This is a genomic window from Bacillus sp. V2I10 (assembly GCF_030817055.1).
Classification (GTDB): Bacteria; Bacillota; Bacilli; order Bacillales; family Bacillaceae; genus Bacillus_P.
The window spans coordinates 4317282-4335265 of record NZ_JAUSYV010000001.1; the positions used below are offsets into that span (position 1 = coordinate 4317282).

Genomic DNA, 17984 nt, shown 5'->3' on the forward strand with positions numbered 1-17984 from the left:
TGGGCCATCAAACGGCGCCTACTACTATTTTAAGGGGTGAAATGTTGAGTTAAAAATTATGGTCAATCACCCAACCGATCGCCTTGTTCTTATCAAGGTACTCTAAGAAACCTTTTTGTTTCCCCAGGTTACAATTCAGCAGGTAGCTGGACATCGAACTTGAGCTAAATAGACAAATGGTTTGAACTGCATAGATAAGCACCCTCGCTTAAAGTACGATAAAGTTTACTTGTAAGCAGGCATAAGATCAAACGAAGGGAGGAAAAATGATGAAGACATTGGTTATTGTTGCTCATCCTAACTTAGACACATCTCGCGTGAATAAGACTTGGTTGGAGGAAGTTAAGAAGTATCCGGATACGATCACTGTTCATGATCTATATGCTTCCTATCCGGATTGGCGGATTGATGTTCAAAGAGAACAAGAACTTGCCATGCAGCATGATCGGATCATTTTTCAATTTCCGTTCTATTGGTATAGTTCACCTCCGCTTCTCAAGAAGTGGCTGGATGATGTACTGACTTATGGCTGGGGCTACACGTCAAAAGGAGGGAAACTGCGGGGGAAGGAGCTGGGTCTGGCTATTTCTATCGGTGGTTCAGAAATGGATTATCAGCCTGGAGGAGGCGATCTCTATACGATTCATGAACTCCTTAGCCCTTTCCATGCTACGAGCAATCTAATCGAAACCGATTTGTTGATGCCTTTTACCATCTTTGATACGGATGATAAAAGCGAGGGAGAATTAGTTGAGAGCTCTCGGCAATATGCAGAATATCTGCTTGCTGATAAGATTCCTAGGTTTCCAAGTAGATAACATACAACAAAAATAACAAAAAGGATGGGTTTCTAGATGACAAAGCAAAAAGTTTGGTTTATTACTGGTGCAGCAAGGGGCATTGGTTTGGAAATACTGAAGGCTGTGTTGGAAACCGGAGATAACGTTGTTGCGACAGTCCGTAGATCGGCGGAGTCTTTAGCTGATAAATTAGGAAATCCGGAGAATCTTCAAGTTGTTCTTCTGGATATTACCGATGAACAACAGGCAATTGCAGCTGCGAATCAAGCCGTACAGAAATTCGGCCAAATTGATGTTCTTGTCAATAATGCAGGATACGGGCTGCTGAGTGCCGTTGAAGAAGCTACTGCTGATGAGGTTAGGAAAAATTTCGAAACCAATGTCTTTGGTTTGTTGAATGTGACCCGGGCAGTCCTGCCTCATATGCGTAAAAAACGTTCCGGACATATCATCAATATCTCGTCCGTTGGAGGATTGAGCGGTTATATCGGCTGGGGCGTATACGGTTCAACCAAGTTCGCTGTTGAAGGATTAACAGAGGCACTTGCATTGGAATTGGCTCCGCTTGGAATTCATGCGACCGTAGTAGCCCCGGGCTTCTTCCGTACGGAATTTCTGGATGCTGCGTCACTAACGCGCTCAGGTCACATCATTCCGGATTATGACCAAACGGTAGGAGAGATGAGAAAATTCGCTACTCAGGCAAATAAGAAACAACCGGGCGATCCTGTCAAGTTGGCCAAGGCAATCGTGAAGGCTGCCAACGCGGAGAAGCCGCCGGTTCACTTGCCGCTTGGCAAGGATTCGCTGCAAAGATACCGGGAAAAGACGGCTAATTTTGAAAAGGATATTGAAGCTTGGTATGACGTGATTACAGGTACAGATCATGATGATGTAAATGTTCAATAAAAATGGCTGAAATGAAATCTTATTAAGACTTGATGGGCTCATCTTTGGATAATTAAGCCCAACTCTGACGGAGATACAAGTAATATATCAGAATAAAGCCTCCCATTTCATGTAATGCTTAAGTTAACAGAACAAAATGGGAGGTTATCTAAAGTTTGACTGGTAAAAAATACAATTTTTTCACAGTTATTCGTATACACCCATTTCACTGATATATTTTTTGGTGTAATTTCTTATTTCGAGTCTTCGCCTTTTTAACTTCGGACTTCTACTTCTTCGTCGTGACTCATCCACCAATTTCTGTAAGTGATTGGTGAGTGGGCTATAAGTCTTTTTTCTCAAAGGGTCCGTTTTATCCTTTTCAGTAATGTTTACCCAACAATTAAGTGATTACAGGAAGGTAAACTACTTAGGGATTAATAAAAAATATTTCATCATCATTTGTTAGCTAACGGATGCTTGCCTTAAAAATCCAGCTACCAATCTTGGTGGCCTAAAAAAGCAGTTTAGTGCAATGACGTTCCTTTTTTGATAGTTTGTGAATAATTGTACTTAAAGTAACGGGTGCTTGAGTTTAAGATCGGTGGCTGCTTCGGCCGTGTCTATTGCTGTAACTAACATCTGCAATTGCGAAAACGTCATCATAAGTAATATCTTATACCCTCTATTATAATATTTCATCTTATTTATATTTATAAATATAGTACCATGTATAAGGTAATCAGACTAGGGAGGCGTTATATTAGTATGAAGCACCATATTAAAGTGAAAAATTTCCTTTTTCTCGCTTTTCTCGTTATCATGTGGGGGATAAACTGGCCTATGACTAAATTTTCCTTAAATTATTCACCTCCACTATTATTTGCAGGGATGCGATTATTTATAGGTGGACTTATCTTACTTATCATTGCCATTCCAAGATATAAAATGCTTCGTTTTAAAGAAACATGGCCAATTTACTTTGTATCTGCGTTCTTAAATATTATTTTATTTTACGGTCTTCAAACTGTCGGCTTAAATTATTTACCGGCAGGACTTTTTACTTCGATTGTTTTTCTTCAACCAGTTTTATTGAGTGTATTCTCGTGGATTTGGCTGGGTGAATCTATGTACACTCTTAAAGCAGTTGGGTTAATTTTAGGTTTTGCAGGTGTCGTTGTCATTTGTTTAGGAGGATTAGCTGGACACATTTCGATTATCGGCGTTCTACTTGCTTTAGGTTCTGCTCTTAGTTGGGCATTAGGTACGGTGTATATGAAAAAAACAGCACAAAAAGTAGATGGAATTTGGCTTACTACGCTTCATATTATTATTGGGGGACTGTTCCTGCTTGCAGCTGGAACGGTAACGGAAAGCTGGTCGTCTATTTCATGGAACATACCGTTTATACTAGTCTTATTATTTATCTCGATATTTGTGATTGCACTTGGTTGGCTTGTTTTCTTTACACTGATTAGTTCCGGGGAGGCAAGCAAAGTATCAACTTATACTTTTTTAATCCCTGTTATTTCTATTTTAGGAAGTTCCTTATTTCTACATGAAGCAGTTACACTTAATCTTTTCGTAGGAATTATCTTGGTCGCGCTTAGTATTGCGCTTGTAAATATGAAACTTAAAAAGGAGATATATGCTTTTAAAGCTTTAACATCCAAAAGCGTTAATGATAACAGCCACATTTGAGGTAAGACCTGTTTTAGATCTATATAAAAGCCAGAAGTTATATATAGATAACGGAACTTATAAAGAGTGCTTTCTAGAAAAGACGATTTCCCTCTTAGAGTTGGGAAAATCGTCTTTTTTGTTTCATAAAATGTATTAGCGTGGGTTTTAAAATATATTGGCGCTACTTCTTAACTGTCTAATCTTCTGCTTGTTGATAATCTTTAACCATCAATAATATAAAGGTTAAAACTGATTTACTATGTTGGTCATACCAATCTGCAATTTCTTCTTTTCTGTACTCCGACAAATTTATCCCCCCTCCATTTCTTGATGTTCACTACTTAGACGGAATATCGAAATAAAAGTTTTATTTTTAAAATTTTTTTCTTGAATTTCCCCTCAAAAAAATCAAAAAAAATTTAGAGATTTCATTCTCTCTTTTATGTGTACCGCCAACAAATCAGTATTTACAACCATAAAAATATTCCAGTTGTGAACTTACCAGCGTAGCTGACACAGACAGCAAAGTAAGAAGGTGAAAAGTTCCTGAAACGGTGAGTATCGGAACTTTATTTTCTTTCTAAGATCCTTTGTCCGCTAGATAAGAAGGGAAATCCTGTTACAATCAAACCAAGTTTCATTACCATGAACAGAAACGGAACTTTACTTCGAATTACGGTTTAATTTTTTTACCGATTATTAACATCTACTTTGCGGGTGGTGTCAACTACGCTGGTACTACCCCTAATACTGTGGGGAATGGAGGTGGGGAACATAGAAATTTTGAGTTTATTAAGTTTGGTTGCCGATCTATACAGCTTGATTGAAGATTTCGCCGGCTTTTTAACGTCAGACTCCAATTTTAAAATTGGTATTGTCATAGTTGGCTTGGTGTCACCAAAAAAAGAAGAACCACCTAGTCTGCCAACCAGGTAGTTCTTCCGTAAAATCGCTTATTTAGAGTATTTCCAAAAAACAAGGCAAGAAAACCCCAAAACTACATCATGAAATCTCTGTTTGATCACGCCGGACGGCAGAGATCGTAATGACAAGATTTCCGTCGCTGGAATGCATGCGGCTCATCCCATGCATGATTGCATTCTCGACTGCGGGCTGCAGTGACATTTTGAGCGATTCCTGCTTGAGGCATTCCGGTGCAATCGCACAATCGGAGATCAAGTCTTCCATCATAACGGATGTTCATGATGGCTACATAAGGACGGGCGGCACCCGCTTGAGGCGCCGCCCGGTGGTGGGTTGAGGTCAGATCCGGTTTTCCCAAGCGGCGAGCTGATGTTCCTTCAACATGTCCTCGATCACCTGGGGGACGACGTTTCGGAACTTGCCTTCGTCGGCAGGGACGATGTCGATCATGCGATCGATCATCTCCTGCGCATCCATCTTGCCTTCAGGCGTAGCGAAGAAGTCGTCGAAGCCCTTGCGCAGATCGGCGCGCTTTGTGAAGTTGACCTCGTCGTCGAGCCAGCGGAACGGATTGTCCGCCATCGTCTCGTTATAGCCCGTGTAATAGGCGCCCGGATTGATGGTCTGGACCTTGATCCCATACTGGGCCAGCTCCTGTTGCATGGCTTCGGCGAATGCCTCCAGCGCATGCTTGGTCGAAACATAGGTGCCCCAGTTGGCCGGGGTAAACAGGCCGCCCATGGACGAAGTGAAGACGACCTTGCCACGCTTGCCCTCGCGGACCCATTTCTGGACAACGCCCTGGGTGAGGGTCAGTGGCAGGAAGACGTTGACCTCGTAATTCTTGCGGACAAGATCGACAGGCATTTCCCAGACCGGGCCGGCTTCGCCCATGCCCGCATTGTTCCAGAGTACGTCGAAGTCCCAGGACTGCGCCTGCTTGATATCATAAGGATCGGTCAGGTCGAGCCGCTCGACGCGCAGGTTGGTGAGGCCGAGGGCTGCGGCTTCCTCGCGCAGCGGGGTCACCTGCGAGGATACGTGGACGGTAGCGATGATGTTGTGTCCATTCTTGGCCATGCCGATGGCCGCTGCCTTGCCGAAGCCCGAGCCAGCGCCGGTAATTAGGATAGTCTTGGTGTTCATGATACATTCATTCCTTTCACATTCAGATGGGTTGATGGTTGTGCTTTGGTTGCTGTTCAGTTGCCGAGCACCGCTGCCGCGGCTTGGGCGATGTCAAGGTCCTGAGCTACTGCACCGCCGGATACGCCGACTGCGCCGATCAGGATGCCGCTGGTGTCCAGCAGAGGGAGGCCGCCTGCGAAGACCACCAGACCGCCATTGGTCTGCTCCAGGCCGGGCGAGGTACCGCCGGGTTTGGAGAATTCACCGATCGCCTCGGTGGGCATGCCGAACAGCGCGGCTGTTCGGGCCTTGCCGAGAGCGATGTCGATGGAGCCCAGAAGGGCACCGTCCATCCGGCCAAAGGCCTTCAGGTTCACGCCGGCGTCCAGGACTGCAATATTGACCGGAACGCCAATTTCTGTGGCCCGCGCCTCGCCGGCGGCTATGATCTTGCGGGCTTGATCTGCTGTAATCATATATATTCTCCTTTCTATTAGGAATAGTTGCGCTTGCATGGTTAATTATAATCTCGTTCGCTGATCCGAGCTTTTCAGAAAAGTCCATTTTTCTTGTCTATTCGGTTCAATCATGATACTTTTCGCAAAAAAATAGGCTGTGCAAAATTTTCACGGAAAATATGTGATGATTTTGCACAGCCTGCATTCCAATTGTTGATTTAATTAACAGAACCTCAAAAATGAACCATTGCTATTCAAAAACAATAAGTCCATCAGCATTGGTAACGACTGAACAAAAAGATACCCTAGCCCCACTTTCGCTATCATATCGAACCGGCATTTCGGGGCTGGATGAACAGATGAAACCGCCCACCCTTTTGCCATCATCTGAACAGTTAATTCGCTTGTAGGCTTAATCCACCCACTCCCTCAAATTGCCTTCGCTATCATATCAAATCCCTTTTCCCTGTTGCCGATCATCACGAACAACCCGCCGCCCAGCATGACCACTATTCCAATAGGATAGGATAGCGCCTGGACCAATCCTATTACCGGTTCAAAGGCGTGCACAACCCGTTCGTACAGTTTACTAGTCATATACCGTTCAACCTTTCCTGTTTCTTTGAAATAAGGTGCTGCAATCAATAAACCACTTATAAATTGGCTAGAAATACTACCCGAAAGGCTAACCTCGCCTCCAAATATTTCTTGACCTTTAATTAGCAATGGATAGTGACCTTCATTCCTCAAATATTTTATTTCAGCACCAAGTTCCCTTAAGGCATCTATTAATGGTGAAACAGGTCTTTTACTCATACTTTTACTTGCTTCAATTTCCCATATCCCTTCACTAGATACAGCTAATGCTCCAGGTAAGAACCTAGCAATTGTACCTGCCGCACCAATATATAAATTACCCGAATCCCATTGGCCACCTTTTCCCTCAATGTAAGCTGTCTCATTTTGAACATCTACATTTACACCCAATTTTTTTAAGGAATCTATACACCAATACGAATCATCGCTTTTTAAGATACCCGAAACTTTAGACTTTCCATTAGCTAAAGCACTCATAATTAGAGCTCTATTTGTTAAACTTTTACTTCCGGGAATAGTAATCGAGCCATCTATTCTACTTTTACTTGGTGAAACACTTACTTTAGTTACATTTTTTAATGGTGTCCAAGGACTTCGGGCTCTTGCATCAAATTTATGATTCTCCACTTTAAATCATTTTCATTTTTATTAATTTTAACAAAACCTATAAAAATAGCCCTCCTCACAAGACAAGGGCCTTTTTTGTTACTTGAGGAATACCTCATAATACCATTTACGAGCTTTTAACCATTTTTCAAACTCTGCTCTCATTACCGGACTAAGGCCACCAGATAAAGCACGAGGATTTTCTCCATCAGTTGAAAATTGAATCTGTCCCCACCATTTCTTAGACTTGAAAAACTGTGATATTAATTTGACAGAATCGGGGCTTAAGCCACCAGTAAGAATTTGAACTGATTCCTGCGTTTTAGGCTTGGTAGCTGCAGTTGGTTTTGCCACTGGTACGTAGTCAACTCTAAAGTATTCACAAACTGCAATAGCAACCTCTTGAGCGCATTCTTTCTGGAATTCCACATTTAGCATGAGCCGTGCTTCTCTCAGGTTGTCCATGAAGCCAAACTCAAATAGTACTGCCGGCATATTTGATTCTCGAGTCATGTGCAGGTTCTGCTTTACAAGCCCTCTATTCTTCTGAGGAGTACCTCCAGAAAGATGCTTAAGAGCTATTCGAGCAAAATTAGCAGCTGCGCCTGTTGGGCTTTGAACATGGGCAGAAAACCCTTCAGCTTTAGATGTTGCAAACTTCCCAGTGATTGCGTTGAAGTGACCGCTTATAAGCAAATCAGCCTTTGATCTATTAGCTAAGTCAGTACGTGTTTTTAAAGGAGTGTCAGAATCAGTTGGGGCAAGTTGTAGAGTCCTAAAGCCACACCGTCTTAATTCAATTTCTAAGTACTTTGCAAATGCACTATTGAACTCGTTTTCTTTCACTTTCCGTCCCAATTCCGGGAGTATATCTGTTTCTTTACCTGGTGTTCTTAAACCATGGCCGTCATCAATTACAATTAACTTTGTCATTTAAATTCCTCCCAAAATAAAAAGCCACCCGGAGGCAGCCTTATTTTTTCATTAATCCTTGCGCTTGAAGTGCTTTTTTCTGCAACTGAGCTTTTTTGCTAATATGAGTGTTTTTCCAAACGGCATATAGATTGATGACAAGAGCCACGAATGCAGCTGCGGCAAACACGAAAGCATTTATACTTGCTTCAGTAAACCACTCGAATGAAATACCAATTGTTCCGAAAAAGAAAAGAAGGGCTGTAAGGAACCCTCCAAGTAAAGTGAATGTATCTTTCATCATTTTAAATTCCTCCTCTAAGTGCTGTGAATACGATTGCTATTACTCCCCCAATTGCTGCAACAATAATAGCGTTTGTAATGGATCTTCTGAGCCATTTTGTATCTTCCTTGATGTCCCTGAGTGTATCCTTAATATCCTTAATATCACGTTCATGAAAAGCTGTAACTTGCTTCAGTTTCTCTATTTCTTCTTTGGACTTTTCAGATTGTGATTTAAGGTCATCTATTTCTTTTTGAATGGATTGTTTCCATAGATCCATGACACTCTCCTCCAATTCTGACGCCCCCTTTTATTTTTTTTCACCGCGATAGATCACCTCCTTAGTTAGAAAGAAAATTCCAAGCGCTGGGAGATTTAAGACAAACAAAAAAAGCCTTTAGGCTTCTGATTCGGTGCTATGCTTATTTTTCAATTCTTCAATTTCATCTTTAAGTATCTTTTCTTTTTCTTTCGATGATTCCAGCTGCTGAGTCAGCATCTCTATATTCCCTTGAAGTTGATTGCACTTTGTTTCATGTTCTTTTCCGATAGCATAATAAAGAGCTCTTTCCTCAGAAAGTCTACTAATCTGATTTTTTAGATCTTCCACCATGTATTTAACGTCGGCCTTCATGCTCCTTCCTCTGTTAGATGGCCTAGACCTTCATCAATAAGAATATGCTTTACCTGTGGCTTTAATTGTTCGGGAACATTTGAATACGTCCATTTCCCTTTCATAATGTAAGTGGCATATAACATTGCTAACACATCACTCAACTCCCTTTCCTCCAAATATTAGATTGGATAATTCTAAAATCGAAATCCCGTTCATTTCATCTGCTGTAATTTGATTTTGTGAATCTGCTATTTCTTCTCTTATTATTGCAATCTCTTCAGTTGTAAGGCTCTCAATCCATTCGTTTCTTTCAAAACTCCATTTAGGTACAAAAAACCCCCCGATCTCCCCACGGTTTAAAGTGGTTATCAGGGATTTTTTGATTATCAGTTAAAAGGACAGAGTCAATGACATTTCCTTCTTCATTTACAACTATATACTCCTCCATTTTCACACCTCTTATTTTTCAGCCTTAAATACTACGCTAGACAATGAAACCCAGCCTGTTCCGCCTGACATCTCCTATAAAATAAAAGCCCCTCTTCGGGCTATTATTTTCACCATAAAACCGAACGTACTTTCCCTATATTTATAATAGGGCTTCTTTTACAGCTAAAAACAGAACATACATTCGATTAAGGAGGCACTCTCTTGAAATATGTAACAACTTTGTTAGAGGATTGGATAAAAGTTTTTTACAACAATATAGGTATTTTTCATCCTCATCAACTAGATTTATTAGATATCGCAAATCGTATAGGATTACATGTCGAGCTTCAGGATTTTTCAAGTCGTATCTTTAGGAATGAAATAATAATTGATAATAGAATTTCATCTGCTGAGCAGTGGCAAGATTTTGGACATGAACTATGTCATTTATTAGGCAAGAAGCGAACCAATTATTACTTCTAGGTAATCAAATTTTAGACATACAAGAAGCAAAATCTGAAAACTTCTCCATGCATTTTTGCATTCCCACTTTCATGTTGTTAAATTTTCAAATAAACGATTTTTTGAATGTACAGGCAGGAGTTCCCCTTATTTCAAAAAAGTTTAATGTTACTACAGAGTTTGCAAGGAAGCGCCTTATATTGTTTAAAAATCAGATTATACAAACGAAGATGGACGAAGAGTTTAAAAGGCAAATGAAAACACTATATCCAAAAGTTAACCCCGATAATTATTCTGATGAAACTAAGGCAATACTTTCAAAATTAAGAAGTCAAGTTGCAGCTAAGGAGAGAGTAATGAATGCCTAGACAACGAGTATATTACGACTATGTAAATGGTGATCTCGTACCATATTGGTATGTACTTACCTTTAAACAAAATGAGATTTCTTGGGATAGGAATAGGTTTTTCTTTGATGCAATTGCACCTTTTGAGTATTTTAATCGAGATCAATATAATGATTCAATTTTAAGTGTATCTATCTTCAAGTCTGATTTGATCTTCAATCAAAATATTCCAAACAGAGTTGGAATCGATTTAAGAAATGTAAGCCAACGGATTAGAAAATACAATTTATGCCCTTCAGAAATCAGACAATTTATTCTACCTATTCCAGATATTGAAGAAGTACTAAGATTACTTCCAAACAGAAGAAAGAAATCTTTTGTCATAAATGTTTAGAAAAATTAAAGGGGGAATTGAATATGAGCAGTTTTAGACCTGTAAGACCTGGCACTTACGAATTCAGATTAGAGTTGGGATATGATTCAGCAGGGAACCGAATTCGCAAGTTTAAAAACCTACCTTGCAAAAACGATAAAGAAGCAAAGAAGCTTCTTGCTCGCCTTGAGGTTGAACTAATGGATGGGGTTTTCGTCGATAACAACAATATTAACTTTGAAATGCTCTACATGAAGTGGAAAGAGGAATATGCTCCATATCGATTGGATCCAGGCACTTACGAGACATATAAATATGTGATTGAAAAATCAGTTCTTCCAGAATTTAAAAAAGCTAGGCTGCAAAAAATTCTAGCCAGGGATATTATTAGATTTTTAAATAAGGAAGAAAAAAATGGTGTTGGTCAATACGCACTTGAAAAAAGACACCGGTGTATTCGAAGTTTATTCCGCTATGCTGCTGAATTTGAATATATAAAAAAGGATATCTCCCTTGACGTACCTAAACCAAAAGTTAAAGCTCGTAAAAAAGATTACTATGATGAGGCCGAAATGATGAAGGTTTTTAAAGTTATTAATAATGTCCTTACCCATCAGAGACTTATGATTACATTAGCTTTAACAGGAGCATTGAGACGTGGCGAGGTTCTCGCAATAGATATGGACAAGGATTTAGACTTTGAGAACAACACTATAAAGATACAAAGATCCGTTCAAAAGACAAAAGAATTCGGGCTGCGGATTAAATCAACTAAAACAGATGAAGAAAGAATAGTGACATTTGATGAAGTGACAATGAAAGAAGTATATGAGTACAGGAAAGAACGAAAAATAGAAATAATGAAAATTAGAGATGAGTACAAGGGTTTTAAAACTGTAAAAGGTGAACATGTGAATCTCCTTTTCGCCAATTTAGATGGCACTCCCTACTCCCCTTCTTCTGTTAGTCAGTTTTGGCAGCGAATCGTGAAGCGATACGACCTTAAGAAAATTGCTTTTCATGACCTTCGACATTCATCTGCGTCCTATTTATTAAGTGAAGGTTTTAGTATGAAAGCTATCCAAGAAAGACTTGGTCATAAAGATATTGGGACCACGATGAACTTATATACACATGTCACTAAAAAAATGGATTCAGACGTTGGAAATGCCTTTTTAAAGGTCAGAAATTAAATCGGTCAGTCGTTTAGTCAGTTAATTCTTTTTAAAGACAAATAAAAGGGTCTCCCATCGGGAAACCCTTTTATATCAACGTTTATAGGTATATGACCTGTGAGGGATTCGAACCCCCGACCCCTTCCCTGTCAAGGAAGTGCTCTCCCACTGAGCTAACAAGTCGCAGTATGTAGTGTTGCTGACAAACTCTATTATATGAGGCTGCGTGCGCAATGTCAATAAAAATTATTCACGCTCTCCACCGCTTCTTTTTGTCTGCTGCAATGAGTTTATCACATGGTGGTGGAATACAGATGAGGGTTAAAATTAAAATCTATACAGAGTAGGTGTGTCCGTTTTGTTTTATCGGTAAAGCACCGTCGAAAGAAGCGATTCAAACCCAGAGGATCTTGGATAAATTCCCTTTTATCATCTTTATTAGATAATCAGGAATCTAACCAGAATGGCAAGAATAGATACTGAAAAAGAATCCTATACAAAAATAACGGAAGTACCTATGCAGTTTAGGCCCTTTTTCATATCAGTATCTACTTTCATCACCTCTACAAAACTCAAAGAATATTTTACCATATATCCAGAATCCTATTCGACTCATTTCCCGGACAATAATCGACGTAATACCTAGATATCATCTGGGGTTGCTGTTTAAAAAAGCATGAAAATCAAGTTGATTTTCATGCTTCATCAGTTTATTATGCCTGCTGTACTATTTTCTGATCTTTATCTCTATTCATAAAGAACTGTGCAGCAAACAATCCTGCAAACATAATTAGACCGACTGCATCTGAAATTCCCTCTGGATAGATTAATAGCAAGCCTGCAATGATAGCCAGGACTCGTTCCAACCAGTTCATAGGTCTCATCCAATAGCCTATGATTCCAGCACCAATTGCAATCATTCCCGTGAGTGCTGTAAATACAACCCAAATGACTTCTGGGACTGTTGTATCGATTAATAGCATTTCTGGGGAAAGAACAAAGATGTATGGAATGATAAATGCTGCGATAGCAAGCTTCGACGATTGTATCCCTGTACGAATAGGCTCTCCTCCGGATACTCCGGCAGCAGCAAAAGCTGCTAGTGCCACCGGCGGTGTAATATCTGCAATGATTCCAAAATAGAAAACAAATAGATGGGCAGCTAAATCCGGATAGCCCATGAATATAATAACAGGTGCTGCTATTGTTGATGTGATGACATAGTTTGCCGTTGTTGGTGATCCCATTCCTAAAATTAGGGATGCGATCATTGTGAAAATCAATGTTGGTATAATGTAGCCTTGTGCAAGGTCAATTAACCCATTTGCAAGCGTTAACCCAAGTCCTGTTTTCGTAACAATTCCAACAATGATACCTGCAGCTGCAGTTGCCGCCGCTACAGACAAAGCTGTTCTTGCACCATCTACCAATGCTAAAATGATAGCTTTGGGACCCATTCTTGTTTCTTTATTTATAAATCCGGCTACTATGGCGATTAAAATCGAATAAAGTGCAGCATGCATTACTGGAATACCTGTCATTAACAAGATGATAATCGCTAAAATCGGAAGCAAAAGGTAGATTTTCTTCGCGACTTCTTTACGGTTAGGCATTTCTTCTTCTGTTAATCCCCGCAGTCCTAATCGTTTCGCCTCAAAATGTGTCATGATCCAAATTCCAGTGAAATAAAGGATAGCTGGAATGGCTGCAGCTTTTGCAATGTCCCAGTAAGTGATGCCATTTCCAATAAACTCCACCATCAAGAAAGCAGCTGCTCCCATAATTGGCGGCATTAATTGACCACCAGTTGAAGATGCTGCTTCAACAGCCCCGGCAAATTCCTTTTTATATCCTAATTTTTTCATCATAGGAATGGTGAATGCCCCAGAGGTTACAACGTTCGCAACTGAGCTTCCGCTGATTGTGCCTTGCAGGGCACTTGAAAAAATGGCTACTTTAGCCGGTCCGCCGACTCTTTTTCCAGCGATTACAGCTGATAAATCATTAAAATATTGGCCTACACCTGTTTGAATTAAGAAGGAACCGAATAACAGAAACAAGAAAATAAATGTTGCCGAAACCCCTAGAGGCGTTCCTAAAATACCTTCTGTTGTGAAAAACATCGTCTGAACCAATCGTTCGAGACTCAAGCCCCCATGCTGAAGAAATCCTGGCATATATTGTCCAAATATCCCGTAAAGCATAAAAATAATGGCAATAATCGTAATAGGCAGGCCAACCGCTCTTCTTGTTGCTTCTAGAACGAGCAGAATCGCAATAATTCCAATTGCAAAGTCAGTTGTCGTTAAGATTCCAACGCGCATTGCGATATCTTCCATAAAAAGCGGCCAATATGCCCCTACGACAATACTGAGCAGTGCGAGCACAATATCATACCAGCCAACTTGCCACTTGCCGGTTTCTTTCTTTTTCTTACTTAAAGGGAATAATAGAAAAATAAGCGCAAGTGCAAATCCTAAATGGACGGAACGCTGAATTTGAGCAGTAAATACGGAAAAAATAGCTGTGTACAATTGAAAAAGGGAGAATGACAGCAAACCGAGGAATGCAATCCATCCCATAATTCCTGTGAGCTTTCGCGTTGCAGCTTCCGGATCGTACTTTTCGAGAATTTCCTGCTGTTCTTCAAGTGATAAAAACTTTATTTCTTCATCCTTCATTCATTTTCACTCCTTTCAAAAGCTGAAAAAGATTCATGGTTTCATAGCTGATTCTGATCCATGTACCGGGTTCTATGTATTTTTTCAATTCATATTCTTTTCCTTTGTATACTGCTCTATGATTGGCTACTACCTGTCCCGTGCTGAGGTCAATAAACGGAAATGTCCGATTCATATTTGAAATGATATACCGGCCATTCTTTCTCTCAAAAATTTCTTCACCCTCAGGCCCGGATGGCATGCCTACTGCAAAGGTGTCATATGAAAGCTCAATTTGTTTGATCTGTTTATTCGAAAGTTCATACGTTTCAATGACATCAGTCAGATGAATGGAATGTGTGTACTTGATCTGAAAGGTATCCATATCTTGAACAGAAATGTAGGCTAATAGCTTCCTTGTATCTTCGTAATGAAAAGCAACGGTTTTCTTAAACGGGAAAAAAAGGAGGAGAATAATTGAGATGAAAAGCATGGAGACTGATAATAGCTTCTTTTTCATCCTTTTCCCCTCCAAAATTAAGCGATAGACCGCAGTTTCGCTGCGGCCTATCCCTTAAACCATTATTTCAATACGCCTTTTTCTTTGAAGTATTTCTCTGCACCAGGATGCAGCTTTAAGTCGCCGATTCCTTCAAGAGCCGTGTCTGCTTTGATTAATTTTCCTTTTGCATGAGCGATTTTATCTGTGTTTTCAAAAATTGATTTTGTAATGTCGTATACGAGATCTTCATCAAGCTCATCTTGAACAACTAGCATCGCTTTTACAGCTACTGTATGAACGTCTTCACCAATCTTGTATGTGCCGCTTGGTACTACATCCTCTGAGTAAAAAGGATATTTTTCGATAAGCTCTTTCACTTTGTCAGCTTCAAGAGGAACGACAACGACTTCATTTTGAGCTGAAAGGGTTTCAACTGCAGCTGTCGGTGTTCCGGCTGTTACGAATGCCGCATCAATGCTGCCGCCCTGAATTCCTTCTGTTGACTCATCAAATGAAAGGTTTTGAGCCTGAATATCATCTACTGTCAAACCATGAACTTCTAGAACTTGAGTAGCATTTAAATAAGCTCCTGAACCGATTGCTCCAACGGAAACCTTTTTGCCTTTTAGATCTGCAACGGATTTAATTCCGCTTTTTTCCGTTGTGATTAATTGAACTGTTTCGTTATATAACGTACCAAGTCCCAGTACGTTATCAATCTTGTTATCTTTAAACATACTCTCGCCTTTTAAAGCATAAGTAGCAATATCTGTTTGAGAGAATGCAATTTCAGCGTCTCCGCTTTTTAAGGTTTGCATGTTTTCAACAGAAGCTCCTGATGACTGAACGGTTGCCTTGTAATCTGTGCTGTCAGAAATAATATCTCCAAACGATCCGCCAAGAGGGTAATATGTACCACCCGTTCCGCCTGTTAAAATCCGCAGCGTTTTTGGCTTGGAATCGCCAGAACCACCGCCGGAACCTGATGTTGCATCGTTTCCGCCACATGCAGAAATAATCATGATAAGAGCAAGCAGCATCACTACAAATAAACTTTTACCCATTTTCACTAGGAAATTTCCCCCTTTTTGTCATTTAATTGTAACATTATCACTTTTTTATATTACCATATGTTCAGAGATAATTGTCAATCTATTCTTACTATTGGAAATTTATCTAATATAATACTATTTGAGGCGGTTCTATATGTAACATCTAATACTATGAGATTTAGGTAGATTTCATTAAATAAGCCTGCAAATGAGCAGAGACTTATTTTTACTCCCTAAAATAATGTAGCTGACAGTATTCAACCGCATATTTTAAAAAACCATGGCAGTCAATTGCTCTATGCAGACGATTCTTGTATAAAGATTCTTCTTAATTTTTTATTATGATGCCTTCTTTCATTATTCGGTGCCACTTTTCCGGAAGTGTAATGAGAAGTCGTTCTGCAGCTTCTATTTTTGAAACGATTTCCTTTGTTTCTAAGGGACAGATGATTCTGCACAGAGTCAGGATTGTGAACTCAGCCATTTCAGCAGATAAAAAGAGATACGGCTTTTTTAATTTGCCTGACTAATAGTGATTGATATTTCCTTTCATGTTTTCCTCTATATCCGCCCATTTCACATCAATTTCAAGCTTTTCTGAAGGAATGCCGTAAAGAGTGATTCCATAATGATTTAATATCCACCATGTTACGGCATTTACATCCCAATGACCGGTTGTGGTTTTTCCATTCGAGCAATATGGATATGGAGAAAGTTGGCTGTAGTTTTTACCCGTGTCAGTTAGCTGCAGATACATGCCGTCTAACCGTTTTCCATATGTGATTTTTTATTTAACTTCTCATACACACTCTTCAGACGGGTTAATTCTTCAGCTGTCAGCTCTTTTCTCAATAGCACAATAAAATCAATATCGCTCGTACCCTCATGATAGGCACTCATGGCGATGGATCCATATATGTAGATGCCGCTGATAATATCACCGAATTCATAGACTAAATTTCGGGCAAAGTAAGCAATAAAATTATGTAAATCATTTGGTATTTTACGTTGCAGCTTATTCATCTCAAACCCTCCATTTTATTCAATTATATGTTATGGATGGATGGATGGATGGATGGATGGTTGGTTTTGATTTACTTTGACAAAATATATTTCATTGACATAAAACCAAATGGATTTATATAATCAAATACGAAACCAAATGGTTTTATATTTACGATAAGGAGAATACATGATGAATCAAACTAATTTACAGGACATTACACAGACTGTTGTCTACAACGCTCCCATTGAAAAAGTATGGAATGCCGTTTCCACCTCTGAAGGAATTGCCGCATGGTTTATGCCGAATGATTTTCAGCCCGAAGTTGGCCATGAATTTCACTTGCAATCCCCGTTCGGCCCGTCACCATGTAAAGTGATCCAGCTGGAGCCCCCTCACCGGCTTTCATTTACATGGGATACAGATGGCTGGATCGTCTCTTTCTTATTGAAAGAAATGGAAGGAAAAACGGAGTTTACCCTTATCCATGGCGGCTGGAAGCAACCAGACACGATTCTGCCAAAAGCCAATGAAAAAGCCTCTGTCATTCGCGACCGCATGAATCACGGCTGGATTAAGATTATCGAACGCCTGGGAGAGGTTGTTGGAAACTAGTGTCATCTTCTGCACAAAAATATGATGTTTTTCAGGCTATCGCTGATCCAACGCGCCGAGAAGTGTTAAAGCTGCTTGCAGAAAAAGAGATGCCGATCTCTGAAATCACTAGCCATTTTCAAGTAACCCGAACAGCGATTGCCAAACATCTTCACATTCTTTCCGAGGCTGAACTTGTAAGCGGGAGAAAAACAGGAAGAGAAAAAAGGTACAGGCTTCATCCGGAGCCGCTTGCGGAATTACATGAATGGCTTTCCTATTACGAGCAATTCTGGAATAACAAGCTGTCTATACTGAAGCATCTTGTTGAGGAGCCTAATGAAAACGAGAAATGAAAGACCATTTGAACAGCGTCCCTTAAAAGGGACGCTGTTCTTTTTTAATATTTCAAGAAGTATTCTCAAATACTGAGAAAGAATCACGTAAAAAATCAGACAAAAGACTCATTTTCCCCTTTTTTCATTTTATTCT

Annotated in this window: 26 protein-coding genes and 1 tRNA gene; 10 read left to right on the top strand and 17 right to left on the bottom strand. The window is 40.0% G+C overall.

Annotated features, from left to right (window positions below; genetic code table 11):
- Nucleotides 1-269: 269 nt before the first annotated feature.
- From QFZ72_RS21950 to QFZ72_RS21960, 3 genes are all read left to right on the top strand, one after another.
- Nucleotides 270-818: an NAD(P)H-dependent oxidoreductase gene (locus QFZ72_RS21950; RefSeq protein WP_307437815.1), complete on the top strand. Its 549-nt coding sequence runs from the start codon at nt 270-272 to the stop codon at nt 816-818.
- A gap of 36 nt (nt 819-854) precedes the next feature.
- A complete protein-coding gene (locus QFZ72_RS21955; protein ID WP_307437818.1) occupies nt 855-1709 on the top strand; it encodes an oxidoreductase in 855 nt (284 codons plus the stop codon).
- Between the two features lie 747 nt (nt 1710-2456).
- Nucleotides 2457-3389, top strand: a complete 933-nt coding sequence (locus QFZ72_RS21960) for a DMT family transporter (RefSeq protein WP_307437821.1) — start codon at nt 2457-2459, stop codon at nt 3387-3389.
- 984 nt (nt 3390-4373) lie between these two features.
- Here the strand turns inward: QFZ72_RS21960 and QFZ72_RS21965 are convergent.
- From QFZ72_RS21965 to QFZ72_RS22010, 10 genes are all read right to left on the bottom strand, one after another.
- A complete protein-coding gene (locus QFZ72_RS21965; protein ID WP_307437823.1) occupies nt 4374-4496 on the bottom strand; it encodes a hypothetical protein in 123 nt (40 codons plus the stop codon).
- 138 nt (nt 4497-4634) lie between these two features.
- Nucleotides 4635-5441: an SDR family oxidoreductase gene (locus QFZ72_RS21970; RefSeq protein ID WP_307437826.1), complete on the bottom strand. Its 807-nt coding sequence runs from the start codon at nt 5439-5441 to the stop codon at nt 4635-4637.
- Nucleotides 5442-5497: 56 nt separating this feature from the next.
- Nucleotides 5498-5899, bottom strand: coding sequence for a GlcG/HbpS family heme-binding protein (locus tag QFZ72_RS21975; RefSeq protein ID WP_307437827.1), 402 nt, complete (start codon nt 5897-5899; stop codon nt 5498-5500).
- Nucleotides 5900-6310: 411 nt separating this feature from the next.
- The gene (locus QFZ72_RS21980) at nt 6311-7105 is read right to left on the bottom strand and encodes a 3-phosphoshikimate 1-carboxyvinyltransferase (protein ID WP_307437830.1); all 795 of its coding nucleotides are present in this window, start codon (nt 7103-7105) and stop codon (nt 6311-6313) included.
- Between the two features lie 78 nt (nt 7106-7183).
- Nucleotides 7184-8017: an N-acetylmuramoyl-L-alanine amidase family protein gene (locus QFZ72_RS21985; protein ID WP_307437832.1), complete on the bottom strand. Its 834-nt coding sequence runs from the start codon at nt 8015-8017 to the stop codon at nt 7184-7186.
- Nucleotides 8018-8057: 40 nt separating this feature from the next.
- Nucleotides 8058-8300, bottom strand: a complete 243-nt coding sequence (locus QFZ72_RS21990; RefSeq protein ID WP_307437834.1) for a phage holin — start codon at nt 8298-8300, stop codon at nt 8058-8060.
- Nucleotide 8301: 1 nt separating this feature from the next.
- Nucleotides 8302-8559 carry a hemolysin XhlA family protein gene (locus QFZ72_RS21995; protein WP_307437836.1) on the bottom strand — a complete coding sequence of 86 codons (258 nt, stop codon included), beginning with the start codon at nt 8557-8559 and terminating at the stop codon, nt 8302-8304.
- Between the two features lie 117 nt (nt 8560-8676).
- Nucleotides 8677-8913, bottom strand: coding sequence for a hypothetical protein (locus QFZ72_RS22000; RefSeq protein WP_307437838.1), 237 nt, complete (start codon nt 8911-8913; stop codon nt 8677-8679).
- Nucleotides 8910-9047: a CD1375 family protein gene (locus QFZ72_RS22005; protein ID WP_307439933.1), complete on the bottom strand. Its 138-nt coding sequence runs from the start codon at nt 9045-9047 to the stop codon at nt 8910-8912. The genes QFZ72_RS22000 and QFZ72_RS22005 overlap by 4 nt, the downstream gene beginning before the upstream one ends.
- A 170-nt stretch (nt 9048-9217) precedes the next feature.
- The gene (locus QFZ72_RS22010; RefSeq protein WP_307437840.1) at nt 9218-9343 is read right to left on the bottom strand and encodes a hypothetical protein; all 126 of its coding nucleotides are present in this window, start codon (nt 9341-9343) and stop codon (nt 9218-9220) included.
- A 203-nt stretch (nt 9344-9546) separates the two neighbouring features.
- Here QFZ72_RS22010 and QFZ72_RS22015 point away from each other — a divergent pair, with 203 nt between their 5' ends.
- From QFZ72_RS22015 to QFZ72_RS22030, 4 genes are all read left to right on the top strand, one after another.
- Nucleotides 9547-9807: a hypothetical protein gene (locus QFZ72_RS22015; RefSeq protein ID WP_307437843.1), complete on the top strand. Its 261-nt coding sequence runs from the start codon at nt 9547-9549 to the stop codon at nt 9805-9807.
- 179 nt (nt 9808-9986) lie between these two features.
- On the top strand, nt 9987-10154 hold the full coding sequence (locus tag QFZ72_RS22020; RefSeq protein ID WP_307437844.1) for a hypothetical protein: 168 nt from the start codon (nt 9987-9989) through the stop codon (nt 10152-10154).
- Nucleotides 10147-10527, top strand: a complete 381-nt coding sequence (locus QFZ72_RS22025; protein ID WP_307437846.1) for a hypothetical protein — start codon at nt 10147-10149, stop codon at nt 10525-10527. The genes QFZ72_RS22020 and QFZ72_RS22025 overlap by 8 nt, the downstream gene beginning before the upstream one ends.
- A 23-nt stretch (nt 10528-10550) precedes the next feature.
- Nucleotides 10551-11699: a tyrosine-type recombinase/integrase gene (locus QFZ72_RS22030; RefSeq protein WP_307437849.1), complete on the top strand. Its 1149-nt coding sequence runs from the start codon at nt 10551-10553 to the stop codon at nt 11697-11699.
- A gap of 93 nt (nt 11700-11792) precedes the next feature.
- Here the strand turns inward: QFZ72_RS22030 and QFZ72_RS22035 are convergent.
- From QFZ72_RS22035 to QFZ72_RS29625, 5 genes are all read right to left on the bottom strand, one after another.
- Nucleotides 11793-11864 (bottom strand) — tRNA-Val (locus tag QFZ72_RS22035).
- A gap of 530 nt (nt 11865-12394) precedes the next feature.
- On the bottom strand, nt 12395-14362 hold the full coding sequence (locus tag QFZ72_RS22040; protein ID WP_307437850.1) for a TRAP transporter permease: 1968 nt from the start codon (nt 14360-14362) through the stop codon (nt 12395-12397).
- Nucleotides 14352-14861, bottom strand: a complete 510-nt coding sequence (locus QFZ72_RS22045) for a DUF1850 domain-containing protein (protein ID WP_307437852.1) — start codon at nt 14859-14861, stop codon at nt 14352-14354. The genes QFZ72_RS22040 and QFZ72_RS22045 overlap by 11 nt, the downstream gene beginning before the upstream one ends.
- Nucleotides 14862-14923: 62 nt before the next feature.
- The gene (locus tag QFZ72_RS22050; RefSeq protein ID WP_307439935.1) at nt 14924-15907 is read right to left on the bottom strand and encodes a TAXI family TRAP transporter solute-binding subunit; all 984 of its coding nucleotides are present in this window, start codon (nt 15905-15907) and stop codon (nt 14924-14926) included.
- Nucleotides 15908-16223: 316 nt separating this feature from the next.
- Nucleotides 16224-16319, bottom strand: coding sequence for a hypothetical protein (locus tag QFZ72_RS29625; RefSeq protein WP_373464713.1), 96 nt, complete (start codon nt 16317-16319; stop codon nt 16224-16226).
- Between QFZ72_RS29625 and QFZ72_RS22055 the strand changes: the two genes are divergently transcribed.
- A complete protein-coding gene (locus tag QFZ72_RS22055) occupies nt 16282-16425 on the top strand; it encodes a hypothetical protein (protein ID WP_307437853.1) in 144 nt (47 codons plus the stop codon). The two genes, QFZ72_RS29625 and QFZ72_RS22055, sit on opposite strands and share 38 nt — an antisense overlap.
- On the opposite strand, the gene QFZ72_RS22060 is transcribed toward QFZ72_RS22055, so the two are convergent.
- Together QFZ72_RS22060 and QFZ72_RS22065 are read right to left on the bottom strand one after the other, a co-directional pair.
- Nucleotides 16422-16652, bottom strand: coding sequence for a hypothetical protein (locus QFZ72_RS22060; protein ID WP_307437854.1), 231 nt, complete (start codon nt 16650-16652; stop codon nt 16422-16424). The two genes, QFZ72_RS22055 and QFZ72_RS22060, sit on opposite strands and share 4 nt — an antisense overlap.
- 5 nt (nt 16653-16657) lie before the next feature.
- Nucleotides 16658-16918, bottom strand: coding sequence for a nucleotidyltransferase domain-containing protein (locus QFZ72_RS22065; RefSeq protein WP_307437855.1), 261 nt, complete (start codon nt 16916-16918; stop codon nt 16658-16660).
- Between the two features lie 169 nt (nt 16919-17087).
- Here QFZ72_RS22065 and QFZ72_RS22070 point away from each other — a divergent pair, with 169 nt between their 5' ends.
- Nucleotides 17088-17513 carry an SRPBCC family protein gene (locus tag QFZ72_RS22070; RefSeq protein WP_373464621.1) on the top strand — a complete coding sequence of 142 codons (426 nt, stop codon included), beginning with the start codon at nt 17088-17090 and terminating at the stop codon, nt 17511-17513.
- A complete protein-coding gene (locus tag QFZ72_RS22075; protein ID WP_307437857.1) occupies nt 17513-17848 on the top strand; it encodes an ArsR/SmtB family transcription factor in 336 nt (111 codons plus the stop codon). Before QFZ72_RS22070 ends, QFZ72_RS22075 begins: the two co-directional genes overlap by 1 nt.
- Nucleotides 17849-17984: the final 136 nt, after the last annotated feature.

Excerpts from the sequence above, each read along its gene's own strand:
- QFZ72_RS21950 (WP_307437815.1), top strand. The coding sequence starts at position 270 with ATGAAGACATTGGTTATTGTTGCTCATCCTAACTTAGACACATCTCGC.
- QFZ72_RS21955 (WP_307437818.1), top strand. The coding sequence starts at position 855 with ATGACAAAGCAAAAAGTTTGGTTTATTACTGGTGCAGCAAGGGGCATT.
- QFZ72_RS21960 (WP_307437821.1), top strand. The coding sequence starts at position 2,457 with ATGAAGCACCATATTAAAGTGAAAAATTTCCTTTTTCTCGCTTTTCTC.
- QFZ72_RS21965 (WP_307437823.1), bottom strand. The coding sequence starts at position 4,496 with ATGTCACTGCAGCCCGCAGTCGAGAATGCAATCATGCATGGGATGAGC.
- QFZ72_RS21970 (WP_307437826.1), bottom strand. The coding sequence starts at position 5,441 with ATGAACACCAAGACTATCCTAATTACCGGCGCTGGCTCGGGCTTCGGC.
- QFZ72_RS21975 (WP_307437827.1), bottom strand. The coding sequence starts at position 5,899 with ATGATTACAGCAGATCAAGCCCGCAAGATCATAGCCGCCGGCGAGGCG.
- QFZ72_RS21985 (WP_307437832.1), bottom strand. The coding sequence starts at position 8,017 with ATGACAAAGTTAATTGTAATTGATGACGGCCATGGTTTAAGAACACCA.
- QFZ72_RS21990 (WP_307437834.1), bottom strand. The coding sequence starts at position 8,300 with ATGATGAAAGATACATTCACTTTACTTGGAGGGTTCCTTACAGCCCTT.
- QFZ72_RS21995 (WP_307437836.1), bottom strand. The coding sequence starts at position 8,559 with ATGGATCTATGGAAACAATCCATTCAAAAAGAAATAGATGACCTTAAA.
- QFZ72_RS22000 (WP_307437838.1), bottom strand. The coding sequence starts at position 8,913 with ATGAAGGCCGACGTTAAATACATGGTGGAAGATCTAAAAAATCAGATT.
- QFZ72_RS22010 (WP_307437840.1), bottom strand. The coding sequence starts at position 9,343 with ATGGAGGAGTATATAGTTGTAAATGAAGAAGGAAATGTCATTGACTCT.
- QFZ72_RS22025 (WP_307437846.1), top strand. The coding sequence starts at position 10,147 with ATGCCTAGACAACGAGTATATTACGACTATGTAAATGGTGATCTCGTA.
- QFZ72_RS22030 (WP_307437849.1), top strand. The coding sequence starts at position 10,551 with ATGAGCAGTTTTAGACCTGTAAGACCTGGCACTTACGAATTCAGATTA.
- QFZ72_RS22040 (WP_307437850.1), bottom strand. The coding sequence starts at position 14,362 with ATGAAGGATGAAGAAATAAAGTTTTTATCACTTGAAGAACAGCAGGAA.
- QFZ72_RS22045 (WP_307437852.1), bottom strand. The coding sequence starts at position 14,861 with ATGAAAAAGAAGCTATTATCAGTCTCCATGCTTTTCATCTCAATTATT.
- QFZ72_RS22050 (WP_307439935.1), bottom strand. The coding sequence starts at position 15,907 with ATGGGTAAAAGTTTATTTGTAGTGATGCTGCTTGCTCTTATCATGATT.
- QFZ72_RS22055 (WP_307437853.1), top strand. The coding sequence starts at position 16,282 with ATGAGAAGTCGTTCTGCAGCTTCTATTTTTGAAACGATTTCCTTTGTT.
- QFZ72_RS22060 (WP_307437854.1), bottom strand. The coding sequence starts at position 16,652 with ATGTATCTGCAGCTAACTGACACGGGTAAAAACTACAGCCAACTTTCT.
- QFZ72_RS22065 (WP_307437855.1), bottom strand. The coding sequence starts at position 16,918 with ATGAATAAGCTGCAACGTAAAATACCAAATGATTTACATAATTTTATT.
- QFZ72_RS22070 (WP_373464621.1), top strand. The coding sequence starts at position 17,088 with ATGATGAATCAAACTAATTTACAGGACATTACACAGACTGTTGTCTAC.